The organism is Variovorax sp. RA8, assembly GCF_901827175.1.
Taxonomy (GTDB): domain Bacteria; phylum Pseudomonadota; class Gammaproteobacteria; order Burkholderiales; family Burkholderiaceae_C; genus Variovorax.
Genome location: NZ_LR594664.1, coordinates 33,517 through 49,892 on the forward strand (window position 1 = coordinate 33,517; position 16,376 = coordinate 49,892).

At 65.6% G+C, this 16,376-nt stretch carries 21 protein-coding genes; 16 read left to right on the forward strand and 5 right to left on the reverse strand.

Going from position 1 to position 16,376, the window contains the following annotated elements; genetic code table 11:
• Position 1 precedes the first annotated feature (1 nt).
• Positions 2 to 736 carry a YcbK family protein gene (locus E5P3_RS33170; protein ID WP_162590324.1) on the reverse strand — a complete coding sequence of 245 codons (735 nt, stop codon included), beginning with the start codon at positions 734 to 736 and terminating at the stop codon, positions 2 to 4.
• Positions 723 to 1,133 carry a hypothetical protein gene (locus tag E5P3_RS33175; protein WP_162590325.1) on the reverse strand — a complete coding sequence of 137 codons (411 nt, stop codon included), beginning with the start codon at positions 1,131 to 1,133 and terminating at the stop codon, positions 723 to 725. Before E5P3_RS33175 ends, E5P3_RS33170 begins: the two co-directional genes overlap by 14 nt.
• A 216-nt stretch (positions 1,134 to 1,349) precedes the next feature.
• On the opposite strand from E5P3_RS33175, the gene E5P3_RS33180 reads away from it, so the two are divergent.
• The 3 genes from E5P3_RS33180 to E5P3_RS33190 all read left to right on the forward strand — a co-directional run bounded on the left by E5P3_RS33180 (position 1,350) and on the right by E5P3_RS33190 (position 3,171).
• The gene (locus tag E5P3_RS33180) at positions 1,350 to 1,826 is read left to right on the forward strand and encodes a hypothetical protein (RefSeq protein WP_162590326.1); all 477 of its coding nucleotides are present in this window, start codon (positions 1,350 to 1,352) and stop codon (positions 1,824 to 1,826) included.
• A 113-nt stretch (positions 1,827 to 1,939) separates the two neighbouring features.
• Positions 1,940 to 2,293: a bactofilin family protein gene (locus E5P3_RS33185; protein WP_162590327.1), complete on the forward strand. Its 354-nt coding sequence runs from the start codon at positions 1,940 to 1,942 to the stop codon at positions 2,291 to 2,293.
• 17 nt (positions 2,294 to 2,310) lie between these two features.
• The gene (locus E5P3_RS33190) at positions 2,311 to 3,171 is read left to right on the forward strand and encodes a hypothetical protein (protein ID WP_162590328.1); all 861 of its coding nucleotides are present in this window, start codon (positions 2,311 to 2,313) and stop codon (positions 3,169 to 3,171) included.
• Positions 3,172 to 3,223: 52 nt separating this feature from the next.
• Here the strand turns inward: E5P3_RS33190 and E5P3_RS33195 are convergent, their stop codons facing one another.
• Positions 3,224 to 4,021: a hypothetical protein gene (locus E5P3_RS33195; protein WP_162590329.1), complete on the reverse strand. Its 798-nt coding sequence runs from the start codon at positions 4,019 to 4,021 to the stop codon at positions 3,224 to 3,226.
• A gap of 189 nt (positions 4,022 to 4,210) precedes the next feature.
• Here E5P3_RS33195 and E5P3_RS33200 point away from each other — a divergent pair, with 189 nt between their 5' ends.
• From E5P3_RS33200 to E5P3_RS33230, 7 genes are all read left to right on the forward strand, one after another.
• Entirely contained in the window at positions 4,211 to 5,743 is a 1,533-nt protein-coding gene (locus tag E5P3_RS33200) for a DNA topoisomerase (protein ID WP_162590330.1), read from the forward strand.
• On the forward strand, positions 5,740 to 6,246 hold the full coding sequence (locus E5P3_RS36275) for a DNA topoisomerase (RefSeq protein WP_162590331.1): 507 nt from the start codon (positions 5,740 to 5,742) through the stop codon (positions 6,244 to 6,246). The genes E5P3_RS33200 and E5P3_RS36275 overlap by 4 nt, the downstream gene beginning before the upstream one ends.
• Positions 6,247 to 6,311: 65 nt before the next feature.
• Positions 6,312 to 6,632 (forward strand): hypothetical protein, encoded by a 321-nt coding sequence (locus tag E5P3_RS33210; protein WP_162590332.1) that lies wholly within the window; start codon positions 6,312 to 6,314, stop codon positions 6,630 to 6,632.
• 44 nt (positions 6,633 to 6,676) lie between these two features.
• Positions 6,677 to 6,913 (forward strand): hypothetical protein, encoded by a 237-nt coding sequence (locus E5P3_RS33215; protein WP_162590333.1) that lies wholly within the window; start codon positions 6,677 to 6,679, stop codon positions 6,911 to 6,913.
• Between the two features lie 16 nt (positions 6,914 to 6,929).
• Entirely contained in the window at positions 6,930 to 7,442 is a 513-nt protein-coding gene (locus tag E5P3_RS33220) for a hypothetical protein (RefSeq protein WP_162590334.1), read from the forward strand.
• A complete protein-coding gene (locus E5P3_RS33225) occupies positions 7,442 to 7,918 on the forward strand; it encodes a hypothetical protein (RefSeq protein ID WP_162590335.1) in 477 nt (158 codons plus the stop codon). Before E5P3_RS33220 ends, E5P3_RS33225 begins: the two co-directional genes overlap by 1 nt.
• Positions 7,915 to 9,306 carry a hypothetical protein gene (locus tag E5P3_RS33230; protein ID WP_162590336.1) on the forward strand — a complete coding sequence of 464 codons (1,392 nt, stop codon included), beginning with the start codon at positions 7,915 to 7,917 and terminating at the stop codon, positions 9,304 to 9,306. The genes E5P3_RS33225 and E5P3_RS33230 overlap by 4 nt, the downstream gene beginning before the upstream one ends.
• Before the next feature lie 36 nt (positions 9,307 to 9,342).
• Here E5P3_RS33230 and E5P3_RS33235 read toward each other — a convergent pair whose 3' ends face one another.
• Positions 9,343 to 9,516 carry a hypothetical protein gene (locus E5P3_RS33235; protein WP_162590337.1) on the reverse strand — a complete coding sequence of 58 codons (174 nt, stop codon included), beginning with the start codon at positions 9,514 to 9,516 and terminating at the stop codon, positions 9,343 to 9,345.
• Between E5P3_RS33235 and E5P3_RS33240 the strand changes: the two genes are divergently transcribed.
• From E5P3_RS33240 to E5P3_RS33265, 6 genes are all read left to right on the forward strand, one after another.
• Positions 9,515 to 9,820: a hypothetical protein gene (locus tag E5P3_RS33240; RefSeq protein ID WP_162590338.1), complete on the forward strand. Its 306-nt coding sequence runs from the start codon at positions 9,515 to 9,517 to the stop codon at positions 9,818 to 9,820. The two genes, E5P3_RS33235 and E5P3_RS33240, sit on opposite strands and share 2 nt — an antisense overlap.
• Before the next feature lie 32 nt (positions 9,821 to 9,852).
• Entirely contained in the window at positions 9,853 to 11,145 is a 1,293-nt protein-coding gene (locus E5P3_RS33245) for a hypothetical protein (protein ID WP_162590339.1), read from the forward strand.
• A gap of 19 nt (positions 11,146 to 11,164) precedes the next feature.
• Complete coding sequence (locus E5P3_RS33250; protein ID WP_162590340.1) at positions 11,165 to 11,509, forward strand: hypothetical protein; 345 nt, start codon at positions 11,165 to 11,167, stop codon at positions 11,507 to 11,509.
• 225 nt (positions 11,510 to 11,734) lie between these two features.
• A complete protein-coding gene (locus E5P3_RS33255; protein WP_162590341.1) occupies positions 11,735 to 12,961 on the forward strand; it encodes a hypothetical protein in 1,227 nt (408 codons plus the stop codon).
• Positions 12,894 to 14,477 carry a hypothetical protein gene (locus tag E5P3_RS33260; protein ID WP_162590342.1) on the forward strand — a complete coding sequence of 528 codons (1,584 nt, stop codon included), beginning with the start codon at positions 12,894 to 12,896 and terminating at the stop codon, positions 14,475 to 14,477. The genes E5P3_RS33255 and E5P3_RS33260 overlap by 68 nt, the downstream gene beginning before the upstream one ends.
• Before the next feature lie 9 nt (positions 14,478 to 14,486).
• Positions 14,487 to 15,815, forward strand: coding sequence for a hypothetical protein (locus tag E5P3_RS33265; protein ID WP_162590343.1), 1,329 nt, complete (start codon positions 14,487 to 14,489; stop codon positions 15,813 to 15,815).
• Positions 15,816 to 15,984: 169 nt separating this feature from the next.
• On the opposite strand, the gene E5P3_RS33270 is transcribed toward E5P3_RS33265, so the two are convergent.
• Entirely contained in the window at positions 15,985 to 16,368 is a 384-nt protein-coding gene (locus E5P3_RS33270; RefSeq protein WP_162590344.1) for a hypothetical protein, read from the reverse strand.
• Positions 16,369 to 16,376: the final 8 nt, after the last annotated feature.

The window sequence follows — 16,376 nt, forward strand, 5'->3', positions numbered from 1 at the left end:
CTTACGCCCGCCACGCGCGGACGCGACCCGAATCCGTGTGGGTGAACGACTTCCCGACGTACACCCCGACGCCGCCGGCGCCGAGCCACTGGGCGAAGCGGCCGAACTGCTCGATCGGGACGCCCGGGATGCGCGCATCGACCGCCCCGCCACGCATGTGCCAGCTGTCGCGCGCCGAGCCCTCAGTGATGGAGTTGGTGATGGGGTGCCTGAAGGCGCTTGTCCAGTCGATCGGCCTGGCCATGTTGAACCAGCCGAGCCAACTCGTGATCGCGTAGTGCACGTCGAAGATGATCGGATTCATCATGGTCCACTGGGAAATCTGCTCCCTGGTGAACCGTCCCGAATCGAGCGCTCTGCGAATGTGGGGGCTGTCCTCCCGGATGAGGCGTTCGAGCGTCGTGTCCCGCGCAAACCAGCACAGGCGCTCATATTCGCTCTGGACAAGCTGGCCGTTGCGCCAGTAGGTGCTCTTGATGACCTCGCCCGTGGAAGTGCGCCTGACCCAGACCGTGCGATCGCGCGTCCAGAACTCGTCGCGTTGAGCCGCTGAAGGGAGGGCGCCCGCCGCCGCGGCGCTTGCCTGGGCGTGTGCGACGCCGGGGTCTTGTAACAGGAGGATCGAGCCGAGGCCGAGGCCGCCCAGCCCACGAAGCGCTGCGCGCCGGGTCAGCGCCGCTGGCAACCCCGAGGGAGCCGTGCCTTCGGGGTGCACGTACGGATTAGGCGACAGCATCGGCCGGGTGCTCAGTGGGTTGGAGGGATGGACGCGCCTGGAGCGCTTCGTTCACGACCTGAGCGAGCTTGGAACTCGGCTTGCAGGCGACCGTGCGCTCTCGGTTCACGCTCATGAGGGTAAGCGCCTCGATCACAAGGCAGGCAATGGGACCGAAGCCTCCACTCACCTTTGCAGCGCTCTTGTCTTGTGCGTTGTCGCCCCAGTAGTGCACCGCCGTCGAGATCTCGTCGATCGAGAACGTTGCGGGAGCGGGCTCGGCTTCGAGCGTAGGCCCGCCCGGGCCGGTTGGAACGGCCGGTTCGGCTGGCCGAAGTAGAGCGGCGAGCTCGGCCTGGTCGGACGACGTGGGCAAGGACGGGCGGGGCGCGCGGGTGCGCTTCTTCCGGGAACTCATGCTGGAGGACGTTGCTGGAAACGTTGAGGCGGTGCTATTATCTCCGCAAAAATAGCATGCCACAAACGCGAAAACGAGTCGCGATCGCTGCAATCAGAACTTGTGCGCATCGATTCTGGGGAATAGCATTTGAAGACGCAAAAACCTGAGGGTCGCCCCTCAGCCACAGGGGTTGCCCGCGCCGAATGCGCGAACCTGCCTTCGCGCGGACAGGCCGTGACCTCGGTCGACTGGACGCGGGCGTTGCTTCGCGCGGACGTGATCGAGTTGCCGGGCTTCGCCGGGCCTGTGATCTCCGCTAAGGGCGTCCCGTGGATTCGTTTCGGCCCCGAATCTGCCGACACCGCGGCTCTCAACGCGAACTCCATCGCTTCGCGGATTCGTATGCGCACGGTGGTGGTCCTTGCGGTGGCCTGCACGATTGCTGCGTTCGCCTTCGGCTCGCTCCTGCAGATCCACCTCGGGTCGTCCGCTGCCCAGCAGCGCCTGACTGCGACGCTTCCGGCGTGGAAGGTGGTTCAGGTCGACGTCGATGGCGTCACCATCGCCCTGAAGGATGCTGCCGGCCGGCCCTTGCGCGTGCAGCTCGGTAAAGCCTTGCCCAACGGCGAACTTCTTCTCCAGACCGACCCGGCACGCCGGATCTACCGGACCTCTTCCGCGAGCGTTCTCGTGCGCGAAGACACGAACTAAATCACTAGGCCATCATGAATCCAGCACCACTCAGCGCCCATGCGTCTGCGCACCCGGACGCCGAGCAAGCAGTCTCGACCCTTCGCCTGTCCATCGAGGAACACGCGATCGGCATGGTGATTCCCCCGACGGCCGTGTTCGACGGGAACCTGAAACTGGACTGCGGCGTAGTCATCTATGGGAAATTCCGCGGCACGCTCGAGTGCGCGAAGGGTACCGTCATCATCGCGCCGGGGGCTCACTTCAGTGGGCGGCTGTCGGCCGAGCGCATCGCTGTCGCCGGCAAGGTGGGCGATCCGGCCAAGGCGGCCAAAGACAGCGCGCTGCTCATCGCGAGCGAGGACCTGCAGATCGGCGACGGCGCTGACATCCATGCGGTTATTCGTGCTCCTCTGTTCAACATCCCGATGGGCGCAAAGCTGAACTCCAGCGTCATCAAGTCGATGCTGGGTACCGGGGCGGGCTGATGGCGGCGAGTCCTCCCATGACGATGAGCGTGGTCAACCGCGTGCGGTTCACAGCCTGGGCCTGGCTCGCCTCTGCATTCCTCGTCGGCGCGACGACCGGCGCGGTTGCCGCGGGCGTGCCGCTCTGGAAGCAACTCCAGACCGCCAAGGATGATGCGTCGCGTCTGCACCAGGTCGAGATCCTGACAAGGACGGTGTCACCCGGTTTCGACGTAGACGCGCTCGTCTCCCTGGAGGAGCCGCCCCGGCAAGCGTCGGCGCCGGAGGCAAAGCAGATGGCAAGCCAGGTGGCGAACGAGGTGGCAAAGCCCGAGCCGACCCCGGTGATGGCGCAGGCCGTGGCCTCGACACCGGTGGCCAAGGTGCAAGCCGCTGCCGCCTCAGCCGAGGACGTGGCCCTCGCAGCGAACGCTGCCCGGGCCGAGGAAGCCGAACGAAAGGCCGCCGAGGCTCGGAAGGCAGCCGCGGCCGCCGATGAAGCTGAGCGCAAGGCTAAGGCGGAGCGGCAGGCCAGGCTGGAGCGAGAGCAGAAGGCTGCCAAGGCAGCGCAGGAAGCTCAGCAACGAAAGGAGCGCGAGCAGGCCGAAGCACAGGCGGCATCGGCACGCGCCAAGGCTGCCGCAGAAGCTCAGAAGGCTCGCGAGGCAGCGACTCAGGTGGCCACGCCTGTTCCGGCCGCTGGCACCAACGGGCCGACCGAGCGGGTGACGAAGGACGAAGCCGGCCTGGCCGAAGTGCAAGCCAGCGGAGTGACCTTCAAGAGCGGGCGACGGGTCGCCGTCGGGGATACCTTCCCGAGCGGGGAGAAGCTCATAAGCATCGATCCGCGGATCGGCGAGATCATCACGAGCAAGCGTCGGATCGTGATCAAGCAGTAAGCGCCTGCGCCGGGCACCACCTGATCAGCCGAGGTGGCATCGACTGGCGGCTTTACTCGCCGATTTCCCCACCGTAGAGCTGAAAAAGTTCGCGGAAGAAGCGATCGTAAGCTGGGGCCCTCGGGTCCCTGCGGACGCAGTGTCTCAGATAGAAGGCAGACGCCAAGTTGCTTCGTCTCCACGACCCCAAGTTGTCGCCCCACACTTCCCCTACAGCCGTGATGGCTCGGGAAGCGGCGAACTGGGGGATCTTGGAGTAAGCCCACAACTGCGCCCAGACGTTAGGCCACAGATTGCGCGGGACGAGCCGCAAGGTGAACTTGATTTCGAGGAGCGCGACAACGTCGCTTTCGTCGTCTCGGAAGACGAGGTCTGGACAGCCCCGCAACGGGGCGCGGTCAATGGACAAGGCGGGAATCGTGAACACGGGGTGCCCCGATTCACTCTGAGGCTCGCCGATGCCACAGTGCAGAAGCCGCCACCTGGTACCCGGCAGGGTGCGAAAGTCGGACTTGCTCGTGATGCGACGTATCAAGTCGATGCCGATCTCAGCTTCCTTGCCTTTCTGCTGGGATGCCAAGTCGATGTCGCGCCGGTAGAGGGAGTACACCCAGTCGGTGAACTCTGACACTGTTGCCCCGGGCCTGGCAGGCCGCGCGCGTGCGGCGCGGCTCAGCAGCGTCTTGGAGCTGATGGAGAACGCATCCTCGCTGACTCGCCTCCATGGGTCGACGGGGGCGGCCTCGCCTTCGATCGCGGCCAGGCGCCTGAATCGCCAGTCAAACATGGACGGCATCCCGACGACGCCGGGGGCGTAGTCGCTCAGCGCATTGCGATTGCTGGAAACCATCCGGTCCTCCAAATGCGAGTAAAGCAATCGTCGCAGCATACCGTCCAAGAAGCGAGGCACTCGCGGGGGCCGGGCGCCGGAAGCTAGGCGCGAAACCAACACCAAAACCGCGATACTCCATCGCGTCTTCAAGTTCGTGCGCTAGTATTACCGCAAACATAACGGACACGCTAGAGATGTATTCGCACAATGGCAGGTGAACAGGTCGTATGGATAGCCGAAAAGCCTTCGGCGGCCAAGGATTTGGTCGCGGGGATGAAGCTCGCCTATGGCGTGTCCTGCACGAACGAGGGAGCCGCCTCTCGGGACGGGTACTTCGTCATCAGCAACGGCCATGTGGTGCTGCCTCTCGCCGGGCACCTGCTCACCACTGCGCGGGTCTCCGAATACCTGACGCCTGAGATGGCCAAGCTCGAAGAGGAGCGCGTCTTCGATCGGTACAAAGACTTCCTTCCCGTCCTCCCTCCGAAGCTGATCACCCACCCGCGCACCGACGAGAGTAAGGGCGCCAAGGGTGCCAAGGGGAAGTCGGCCGGCGCTGGAAAGCCGTTCGGCCCGTATCTGGTGGCCAAGAAGTTCCTGCGTCGTGGCATCAAGGTCATGAACGCCGGCGACACCGATCGCGAAGGCCAGCTTATCGTGGACGAGCTGCTCGAACACTTTGGCATCGACCCGGCCGGCCCGAACGTCTTCCGCGTCGAACTCGTGTCCAACCGGGCCGAGGACATCGCCGAGACCCTCAAGAAGCCTTTCGACCGCAACGGCGATCCGAAATGGGCCAACCGCGGCGAGGCAGCCCGCGTGCGCCAGTATCTGGACTGGGTCTGGGGGCTGAACCCCTCGATGGCCTACCAGGCGCTGCTGCGCAAGTCGAACGTGGGCGTGGGCCGCGTGCAGACGCCGGTCCTGGAGATGGTGGACGCCCGGCGCCGAGCCATCGAGAACTTCAAGCCGACCGACTACTTCATCCCGGTGATTACGCTGCGCGACGGCACGGTCATGCGCTGGCACAAGCGCGAGGAAGCTGCCGGCACGCCCGGTTTCGACCTCGAAGGCCGGATCATCGACGAGCAGGTCGCCAAGCAGATCGTGCGGGCCATCACCGGTGGCCTGAAGGGCACCTGCGTGCAGGCAACTGCGAAAGAACACAGCGAGAAGCCGCCGCTTCCGTTCTCCCTCGGGGCGCTGCAGGCCGAGGCTGCGCGCCAGCACGGTATGACGCTGGATGAGGTGACCGACGCGGCCCAGAACCTCTACAAATCGAAGGCGATCTCGTACGTTGGTACTGACTGCCGCTTCCTGCCTGAATCGATGCACGCGGACGCGCGCAAGGTGATGGCCCAGCTGGCGAAGCTCTTTCCCGGCCAGGCCCAGGGCGCGCACATGGAGATCAAGGGCGCCGCCTTCAACGACGCCAAGCTCGACGAGCACTTCGCGATCGTCCCGATGGGGCTTCCAAACAGCGGCGCGAGCCGCAACGAGCTGGCCGTCTTCCGCACGATCGCCAAGCGGTTCATGGCCCAGTTCTACCCGGACTACGTCTACAAGCAGCACTCGCTCATCGGCCGGTTTGGCCAGGACGAGTTCCGTGCTAGCCAAAAGCAGGAGATCCGCAAGGGCTGGAAGGAAGTCGAGGCGGACAGCGAGTCCGGCGGCGAGGCGGAAGCGGGTGCCGGCGGCGACGGCGATGTCCGCGGTGAAGTGCAAAGGATTCGCGGATGAGTGACCCAACCGACAAGTTCGCCGGCTACCGGACCGGCGCCGTGCTCTACGCCGTGAGCGCGAAGATCGAGGCCAAGCGCACGAGCCCGCCGAGCCCGTACACGGAAGACGAGCTCATGGACGACATGCTGTCGGCCCACAAGTTCGGGCGCACCGACCGCGAGCGCGAGATGCTCAAGCGGGTGCAGGGGATCGGCACGTCGCGCACGCGCGGCACGATCATCACAAATCACCTTGACCGGGACCTGCTGCGCCGGGTCAAGAAGGGCAAGAAGCACCAGCTGCACATCACCGACTTCGGGACCCACCTGCTGAGCCAGCTGCCGGACTCGCTCAAGAGCGTGTCGATGACCGCGCTCTGGGAGCTTGCGCTCGCAGACGTCGCAGAAGGCCGCGCCAATTCGGACCTCCTAAAACAAAAGATATCGGAAATGGTGAAAAGGTTGCTAGCCGAGGCGTTCGCTTCGCGTGGCGTTTTGCCAACAGATAGCGTCCGAAGGTGACTCCGACGAAAATTGGATAGTTCGTGAAAGTATTACGACACAATTTAAACGGAGAGCCACTTTTAATGAACCTCAACTTCTCGCATCAAGCAAGGGAACATCAGATGACTGCACTTTTGGGTGGCGTGGCGATGACCATGAACGGCATCGCGCCATCGCCGGAACGGGCAACCCAGCTCAACAAGCTCCTTGACCGCATCTCGGCCGGCGTCGGTGTCACCGTCGAGAAGGTCAAGAGCGTGCTCACCGCGTATTCGAACGGTGGTGCACCCGCGCGGGCCGAGCTCCTCGCGGCGGGCGCCGAATGGCGTGCTCAGGTTCCGGTCCTGCGCCAAGCGCCCGAGGCTGCCCACGAGACCGACACCAGCAACGCTCCGCGAGGCTGACCGGTATGCACGGGGCCGTTGCAAGCCATACGTCGACGAGCCGGATGGGCCGCGTCCTGGCACGCGTCGAGCAACTGCCCGACGATCTCCGGGCGCTGTTTCACGCCACGATCGTGCGCGGCGAGCCGAAGGCCGCTGCGTGCGTCTCGGCACAGATCGATGGTGAAGCTTTCGATCAGCGCTATGCGCGGCTGCTGCGCGAGTTGAAGCGCGATCCCTCCCGCGTCGTGTTGCCGCAGGTCCCGCGCCTGCGTTTCCCCTTTCCCCCAAAGAAGCTGTAGGCGCAGGAGCCCACTCATGAAGCCGTGTGAAGGTTGGGACAACCCCGTCGTGCTCGATGACATCGAGCTGTATCACTTCGCCACCGAAGGCGAGCGCAAGCTGGCGGCCAGCCTCATCCGCTCGAGCATCGAGGACATGGTGCTGCTCCAGAAGGTTCAGCGAGGCGAGCGCTTCCTTAATCGGAACCTCACCGTGAAAGAGCTTGAGGTCGGCCGCGACTGGGTGGCCAGCAACAAGGGCATCCTTTCCTTCGAGGAGTGCTGCAACATCTGCGCGCCGGACCTGGACTGGCGCTCGGTGCAGCAGGCGATCCTGATGGATCCCGAAGCCGCGCTCCATCGCATCCGTACCCAGAACTCGACCATTGTCGACAACGAGGTCGCGCTTCCCCAGACCGAGGAAGAGGTTGCTCGCGGCGACGAACCGGTCACGACCGGGCGCCTGGCCATGAGCCTCATGAACATGATCCAGGGCGACCTGGACTTCAGCCCCGAGGAAGAGCCCTCCTACCGTCCGATGGCCTGCTGATGATCACTGTCGAGCGTCTTCTCATCAACCTGGCCGTCACCAACGAGGTCACCTTCACGGCGGGCGGCATCGACTACATCCCCGGCGAGATCTTCGCGGGCAAGGAGTTCTCCTTCATGCCCGCCGTCGTGGCGCAAGCCGTCCGAATCGCTCGGGAACTGAGCGTCGGCATTGAAAGCGATTTCGACATGGAACTCGTGGGCGCGCAGTCTTTTCCGGCGGCCGGCGCCTTCGAGTTCACGGTAACGGTGCGTCCTCTGGGCGATGACGTTGGCGTTCTGCGCGGCCTCCTTTTCCAGCAGGCTGCGGATCGCCTGTTCGGTTGGCATGAAGACAAGCGCGTCGACCTGATGACCGTGTTCCAGCGCTTCAAGGATGACGGCTACGAGCGGGAACGCCATGCCCTCGACGCCTACACGGCCGCGCTCGCTGCACGCGCCGAAACCCAGCAACCCCAGACCGCGATGGCCGCATGACCACCACGACCGACAGCACCAAGGCCGCGCCGGTACCCGCACTCGGTTTCGGCGGCAACAAGTTCCTCAAGCACCAGCTCAAAACGGGTCGCCTTCACACGAGGGGTTCCGGCGTGGCTTCCGCTGAGCCGGAAGTCAGGAGCGCGCCCGTCGCGACCGTCAGCGAAGCCGCTGTCGACCAGTATCCGGGCGGCGAGGACGACTACGAGCCGGCACAGCCTGTAGCGGCTCCTGCCGCTGCGGCGTCTGCGGCGCCAGCCCCGGCAGCAGCTGTCGCTCCGACGCAAGCACCGGCTCCCGCGACGACCACAGGCCCACAGGCCGCGCTCCGTGCTGTTGGATTCGGGTTTGGCGGGCCGGCCCGGGCACCAGCGCAGGCGAGTGGTCCCAAGCCCGTGGCCGCACCGTCGGCCGCCAAGGCGCCATCTCCTGTCACTCCTGCCGCTGGCGCCAATGCCGCTGCTGCCCCGTCCGCCGCGCCCAGGCCTGCGGGCTTCGCCCGTGCGCCCGCCGGTTCTGCGCCCACTCCCGCAGCGGCTCCTGCACGCGTGGCGGCGCCGGCGCCCGCGGCTGGCTTCTCCGGCGCGGTCGCCTCGCAGCGCGCTGCGACCAATACCAAGGTTCACATCTCCACGGTCAAGCTCCTCACGCGCCTGCTTGGCGCCGTGGCTGCGCGGCCCGGGATCATGGCGGAGGAGCACGTGCGCAGCGAGACACTGCGCGATCTGCACCGCCAGGCGCTCGAACTCGGAACGTCGCTCGCCCAGCGCTGCGTGCTCGACGGCCCGGCCCCCGACTGGCTGCGCGCGCAAGCCACCGACGCCGCGGCGAACACGATCTGCATGGCCTGGGAAGGCGGCATGAGTGCCGACAAGATCAAAGCCTTCAATGAGTCGCTCGCCACGCAGCTCGGCGCGATCGCCCAGGATGCCGAGGAGATCGCCGGTCGAGTGGGCTTCGACGGCTACGCGGTCGCGGACACGGTCGAGACTGCCCAAGCTCGTCTCTATGTGTCGGTCACGGCCTCCATCGGCCGCCTGAGCGTGCTGGGCGTTCCGCCGGTGCGGGCGGCCCAGTGCATCGCCGAGGTCGTCGACCACCTGCAGGCGACCGAGAACCATGCCGGCCTGAAGCTTGACCTGCGCACGGCCTGGCTGCAAGGCAGCCTCGGTCGCTGCACCGATCTGATCGCCGCCATCCTGCAATCCCAGACGCTGGTCCCGGGTGGCGAGGACCGCCTCACATTCGCACAGCGCCAGGCGCTGGGCCTCTTCCACGAAGTTGAAAACTATGCGCAGCAATTCATCCAACGCAAGTCCGGTGAGCCGATCGAAGGCATTCCCGAAGGGCAAGAGCCTGATCGTGGCTCTGTGCCTGGCACTCGGTAACCTCAGCATTGCGCAGGCCGCAGCCGACTACTGCGGTCAGGCCACCTCGGCGAGCAGGGCTGCGCTGGATCGCGCAATCCAGCGCCAGAACACGGCCAATTCGAACCTGTCGAATGCGATCAACCAGGCTGCGAACTGCCAGAGCACGGTTACGAGCGCCATTGCGCGCGTGATCCCGAGCATGGCAAATACGTCGGGCTCGTCGTTCATGGACCAGATCGTCAACCAGGCGTCCAGCCAGCTTGCGGGCGCCGCCTGCTCCGCCCTCAATCAGGCAACCAGGCAGGTCACGAGCGGCATCAACAGCGGCGTGAACAACGCCCTGCAGGGGGTGAATGGTGGCGTCAGGGACGCTCTTGGGGGTGGTACGTTGGGCAGTATCGGAAGCGGCGTTGTCGGAGCGGCGACGGGCAACGCAACGAGCGGAATTCAGACCGGCGTGAACCAAGCCGCCAACGCAGCGACCGGCTCCCTCTGGGATCAGATCTCATGCTCGATCAGCGGCAAGTGCTGAGTATCCATTTGAACCCGGTCTCCATCGGCAAAATGAAAATTCGTTCCATCCTTCATCGACGCCTTGCGCCGATGCTGGCGCTGTCCGCCATCGCTGGCGCGTCCCACGCCCAGATCCCCGTTACCGACGGCCTGCTGATCGGGACGGTGCAGCAGGCGACGCAGCAGATCACCCAATCCATCGAGAACGGCTTCCGCGACCAGACCGAAACGCTCTCGGACAAGATCGCGGACCTGAAGAAGGGCCTGGCCAACGCCATCTCGGGCGCGGCCGAGACCACCTCGAAGGCCTCCAGCGGGGCCGCAAAGGTTGTGGCGGAATCCGCCCAGCGCACCGCCTCCGAACAGGCCATGATTCGCGACGAGCAACGCTTCAGCGGCATCGATCCCTGCAACGTCCTCGTGAGCACGATCGGCACCGCGGAAGCCAGCCGCGGAGGTGTGACCGCAACCGGCGGCGGCAGCGGGGGAGGGGGCCCGAAGCCGGCGCCCGGCGGCTCTTCAGGCATGAACGACGTGCTCGACGTGGCCGAGAAGCGCAAGGCTGCCGGCCTGCCCGAGGTCGAGGCCTCGAAGGCTGCCAAGGCGGCGTGCTCGACGTTCGCGTCCAGCGGCCTGCGCGCGGAGGCCTGCACAGACTCGGGGTTCTCCGCCTCGAACACCGCCGGCTATCCGGATGCCGACATCCGTGCCTCGACACTCTTTGACGGCCCCCAGACCGGCCCGGACGGCACGAAGTTCACCCGTCGCCTGACGGTCGACATGTCGGGTGCTGAGGGCACGGCGCTGCGCGCACTCATGCGTAACCTCGACCAGCCCGTGCAGCTGCAGGACCTCACCAAGGCGCAGCGCGCGACGGATGCGGGTCGCCAGTACATGGCTCTGGAGAACGCCTTCGCGGCGCGCATGAGCGTGGCGAAGTACCCGCAGGAGGCCCAGGCCAACCTGCTTGCGGCGAAGCCCGAGCTGATCGAGATGGTCAAGCAGATGCTCAAGTCCGAGGACGCGGCCTTTGTCCAGAAGTACCTGGACAAGAACGCGCCGAGCTGGTCGAGCAAGGGCATTTCGATGGCCGAGCTGATCGCCCTCGAAACCCAGCGCCGCTACATGAATCCTGAGTGGCAGCTTCGTCTGCTCTCGATGTCCGACACCGACATTGCACGCGAGAACGTGCGCATGCAGGCCATGAACGCATGGCTCCAGAGCCTCGCACTGGATCGCCAGATCGTCGCATCCGTCATCGAATCGAATGCCGCCCAGGCCGCCATCCGCTCGGAAATGATGCCCCAGCTCGTCGCTGCGAACAAACGCGCCGTGAGCCGCTGATCCCCAGGAACCTCAAAGAATGAACAGCCCCCAAGCCTCGTGGTTTCCGGACCCGTCGCACAAGCCGCGCGCAAAAGACAACCTTGTCATTACCGACTTCGCAACGATGGAGCGTGGCGAAGCCGCGTGCCTGATCGTCAAGGCGGAGCCGGGCATGGAGCCGCCGGTGAGTGCGCGCTGGCTGGCGTCAGCGCTCGAGCTGACTTTTCAGTCTCCGCCGGCCCGTACGCTGCTCTTCGTCGCCCCGAAATTCAGAACCAAGTGGGTGAACACGGTCGTGGTGGCGCTCTTCTCAGGTCCGGGCGATATTGTCAAGGGACGCATAACCATCGCCGACATGGTGCCAGTTCCGATCACGCGTTGATGCGTTGAACGGCACGTTGTGAGCGTCCGGCGCCGCCGCGTTTCACGGCGGGCGCAGCGCTGTTTGGACACGCCTGCAATCGTTTCTGGAGTGCGCATCCGAACGCCATGGCGCTGCGGCGGCCGTGGCGCTATCGCGCCAACGTCGGAGATTTGCCGCCGTGAAAAATAGCTCTGCGCCAAAACATTTCCGCAAGAATTCGAGTCTGCCCGGATGATTTGAAACATGCGAGTCTTATCGTCCAAATGTCTCAGCGCGAGCGAGCGTGCCTTGTTGCAGGGCATGCTCGATGCACCCGAGCGCGTCGAGATCCACGGTTCGGATCGTGACTGGCGCGCGGGCGTGCTCGCGGCAGTCATGGCGACCGCGGGTATGAGCTTCGGCCTTGCTCGGGCGGACACGGACACCGCCCATCTGTCCCACATCGACGCGCCACCGGTTTCCTTCTTCGCGAAGAAGGCGGTCGTTCCGAACACGGACGCGGCCGCTCGGGAGCTTCTGCACCGCGCCGGCGCGCAGGAGATCGCATCCACTGCCGTGAGCGTGAAGCCGACCGTTTACCCCTTTGCGTTCCGTGCGGGCATGGACGAGGACCAGGTGCACGACAGGGTCGTTCAATTTGTCTTCAGCGGCCGGGTGATGGAGCCGGCGCTGGGCGGCCCCATCCGGCTGCAGAACAACCTGGTGGCCGACGTTCCGAAAACCGCCACGCCCATGTCGTGGAGCTATGTCGCGAAGGAGAAGGGCCGCACTGGCTGCACCTTCCTCATCAGCGACCAGCACGCGCCAGCCATCGCGTCTCTCGCGCGGGCAACTGGCCTGAGCACCGAAGCCGCCCTCGACTTCGCGGTGATGCACGAGAGCGCGCACTGCGCGCAGCAGGCCGAGGCGGTCACGGCGGCTTACGACGTGATGAACAGCGGGCGCGTGCTGCCCGAGCGGGTCGCCTCGGGCATGCTCGGGGCGCCGGCCGAGGAGGCGATCGCCGGCGGCAAGGAAGCGGAGGTCTTCCTGAGCGGCTTCCTCTCAGGCCGCTCGAACAAGCTGAGCGCCGAGCGCTTCGCCGACGCTTTCGCGATGCTGGCGTTGATGGCCCAGAACCGGATCAACGGGCAGCAGATCGAGGGCCTGATCGCCTGGCGGCTGGCCGACGCCCCCACCCACAACACGGCCAGCTTCCTCGCGTTCGTGCGCGATCAAGTGCGCCGGGATCATTCCTCGTTCGCTGTGATGCAGGCTCCATCGGGGCCGGGCTTCGACGCGCAGGCGATTGCCGCATTCCTGCGCCCCCAGTGGAACGCCTTCGAGAAGGCGGAGATCACCGCGCGCCGCGAGAGCAGCGAGGGACTCAAGGAAGTGCTCGCCGCTGGGATGAAGTCCCGTCTTGCCGCCTCCGCTCCCCCTGTTTCCCCTTCATCGGCCACTCACGGCCGCTCCGTTTTCTCCAACTAGAAATCCCGAGATGGCAACACAGAACCGCTTTTCTGCCGCAGAGCGAGCCCAGCTCGAGGCGATGCTCGCTGAGCCCGAAGTCATCGAGGTGCACGGCACCGACGCCGCCTGGAAGAACGGGGTGATCGGCGCCATCATGGCCACGGCCGCGATGAGCTTCGCACCAACTGCGCATGCCGACAACCCGAGCTTCTTCGAGCGCACGATCTCGAACGTGGCGTCCAGTGTCGCGACCAACGCGGTGGCAACCGGGGTGCGCAATGTCATGAATGGGGGAGTCGCCGCGGTCACGCAGGGCGCGCGGGATCTCGTCCAGGGAACGCCCTCGTTGAGCCAGGCCCAGCCGCAAGGGACGGTGGTCAACCGAACGCTGTTCAACACCAGTCCGGTGGATCCGAGCCGAATTGCGCGCACCTCCACGCAGGCGAAGCCCTCGCTGGCGCAGTCGCTCGGTCTTGCACGCACCGAGGTGCCCCAGTCGACGACCGATCTGGCCGAAGTGATGGTGCGCAACGACGTGGGTGCTATCGCAGCGACCTCGAGGCTGCGCCCTGTGATGTTCCCCGTGGTTATCTCCTCGGGCGATGCATACAGCCAGTTCGACGACGTTGCCAAGCGCGCGGTGGCGGTTGTTCCGCCGGCGGGCATCGTTGGCTCGGGTCTGCTGCGCGACAGCCTGATGCAGTCGAAGGTCGAAGGACCGACCGCCATGATGTACATGGGCGCCCAGCCGAACACTTCGGGCTGCCTGGTGGTGGTGCACTCCAACCAGACAGATTTCGCGCAGAGGATGTCGCAGATGACAGGTCTCTCGCCGAAGGAGGCGATGGATTTCGCAGTGCTGCACGAGGCCGCTCACTGCGCGCAGCAGGGCGAGGCCATTGCCGCGGCACTGGAAGCCCAGGGCGGGCGGTTAGCGCCGGCTCGGCAGCGCATCTCGGTTTCCGGCCTGGTCGACGTGCACACCGAGAAGGCGATCAAGTCTGGCGACTTCGGGCGGTTGAGCAGTCCCGAGACGGGCGACAAGACAATCCGTTCGTCGGAGCGCTATGCCGCCGCCTTCGCCGCACTGGCGATGAACGCCCAGCGGCCGCTCAACGGCCAGCAGTGGAATGGCATCGCCTCCTGGCGCGTCAACGCGGGCGGCCACGACACCTCGAACTTCGTCAGGTGGGTGCAGGACCAAGTCCAGCGCGACCCCAAGGCGCAGCAGGCCATGCGATCGGCCGAAGGCGCTGGCTACAACGCCCAGGCCGTGGCCAGCTTCCTGAAGCCGGTCTGGAAGGCATTCGAGGCCCGCGAGATGGAACTTGAGCAGAACTACGAGCGCGCGAACCAGTCAACCCGCCCCGCCGAGCGTGTGGGTCAGGCGTCTGCCGAGCGAGTGAGCCTGGCTGCCCAGTTTGGTATCCGGCCGGCCGGTGAGGCGAGCGCGATTCCGCAGCGCAGCGATCCGCGTGGGTACACCGACGAGGACATGGAAACGCTGCGCGGCGGCGCTCCGCGCCCCCGCTGATCGCCCAGGATGAAGTACGAAGACCTTGAACTGCTTCTCGCCGCTCCGGAGCGCGTCGAGATCCACGGTTCGGACCGTAAATGGCGCGCACATCTGCTCGGCGCCATCATGGCCACGGCCGCGATGAGCTTCGGGCCGGTCCAGGCTGCTGCCCCTGAGCCAGCACCCTCGTTCGTGCCGGGAGCCCAGGCGACGGCACCTGGCGCCCAGCAGTCCTTGGTGGCCGCGGCGATGCAGCGGGCCGGCGCCCAGGAGATCGCGACCGCGACGCGGAGCACGCAGGTGGTCATGTTCCCCTTCCCGTATAGCGCGACGCTGGCGGGTACCGAGCTGCGCGGCCGGGTCGGCGCCTACGTCAGCGCGAATCCGGGCCTGCTTCCCCCGGTGAATGGCGGCGTGGAGCGAACCGGCGCCTACATCGAAAGCATCGCCCCGCAGATCGATCACCCGCACGCCTGGGCCTACGCGAGCAAGACGCCAGGCCAGGCGGGCTGCGTGATCCTGGTGCCGGATCGCGCGGTCCCCGAGTTCGGCGATCTGATGCGCATCGCCGGTGTCGATCGCGACACGGCTGCGGCCTTTGTGCTCGCGCACGAGGCGGCCCATTGCGCCCAGTACAGCGAAGGGCTTGCCGCGCTGCGAGATATCGCGCTCAACGGGAAGGTGCGACCAGAACGGGTGGCGTCCAACCTGCTCGACGTGCGCTTCGAGCGCATGCTCATGGTCGGCGCGCCGTCGGGGGAGCTGCTCGCGAAGAGCGCCGAGCGGACCCGATCTTCGGAGCGCTATGCCGACGGCTTCGCTGTGCTGACGATGCTGGCGCGCGGTGCGATCACGCCGCGGCAGATCGATGGCATCGCGGCCTGGCGTGAGGCTGCTACATCAAAGGACGGACATGACACGAGCAGCTTCCTGCGGCACCTGAAGGAGTCGATCGTGGCCAGACCTTCGGCGCTGGCCGCCATGCGCGCGCCGGGCGGGCCGGGATTTGATGCGCAAAGGGTCGCCGCATTCCTGAAGCCGCTGTGGAAAGCGTTCGAGATGAGCGAGCTCGAAGCGGAATCGGTCCGTCCTGAGCAGAAATCCCGCGACGATCACGCCTATTCCGGTAAAGTGACCCCTATGACCCCGACCGCACATCGCTTCACCGACCAGGAACGCATCGCGCTCGAACTGCTGCTCGACGCTCCGGAGGCCGCGGAGTTTCATGGCACGGACATGACCTGGCAGAAGGCGCTGGGCCAAGTGATCTCGCCGGTGCAGATCAAGCCGTCCTTGCGGGATGTGCTGATGGCGGGTAGGGCGCCCGAGCCTGAAGCGGATACCCCGCGAGGATAGTCGCGGGGATTCGCCGCGGCGCCTCAGGGGCCTCGGCGTGTCCGACCTACTTCGCCGAATCTGCTAGAGGTCAGACCGTGGCAGCGTCTTGACGAGGGAGCCCACGCGCGTCGGAAGTGGGATCAGTATCTCGCGGAGCGGCGAGCGATTCAGGGCTGGATCGTTGGAATCATGCCCCGCCCAATAGGCCTCGTATCGCCGCCGCATGGATGCCTCTGGTATTCCGGCGATGTTCAAGCCACATCACATCCAAGTCGTGAAAGGTTTCTGCGAACACCTCGAACACGTTGATCGTGCTCGCTAGATCCGGCGACTTGATTCGCTTTACATGGAGGATCGCGTCCTCAACTGTTTTGGCCGCGAAGAAGCTGCAGAACCTGCTGGCTCTTAGTGGAAACATTGTTTGGCGAATTCGCTCCAGGTCGTACTCGCGACGGTAGTTTGCCTGGAGAGACTCCCGCGGAAGAGAGAAAACTTTGGGAGCATAGTACGCCCCAAAGCGAGATAAACCGTTCATGCCCGGAACTGGGAGGATCTCCTGATTCGCGGTCATCCTTCCGA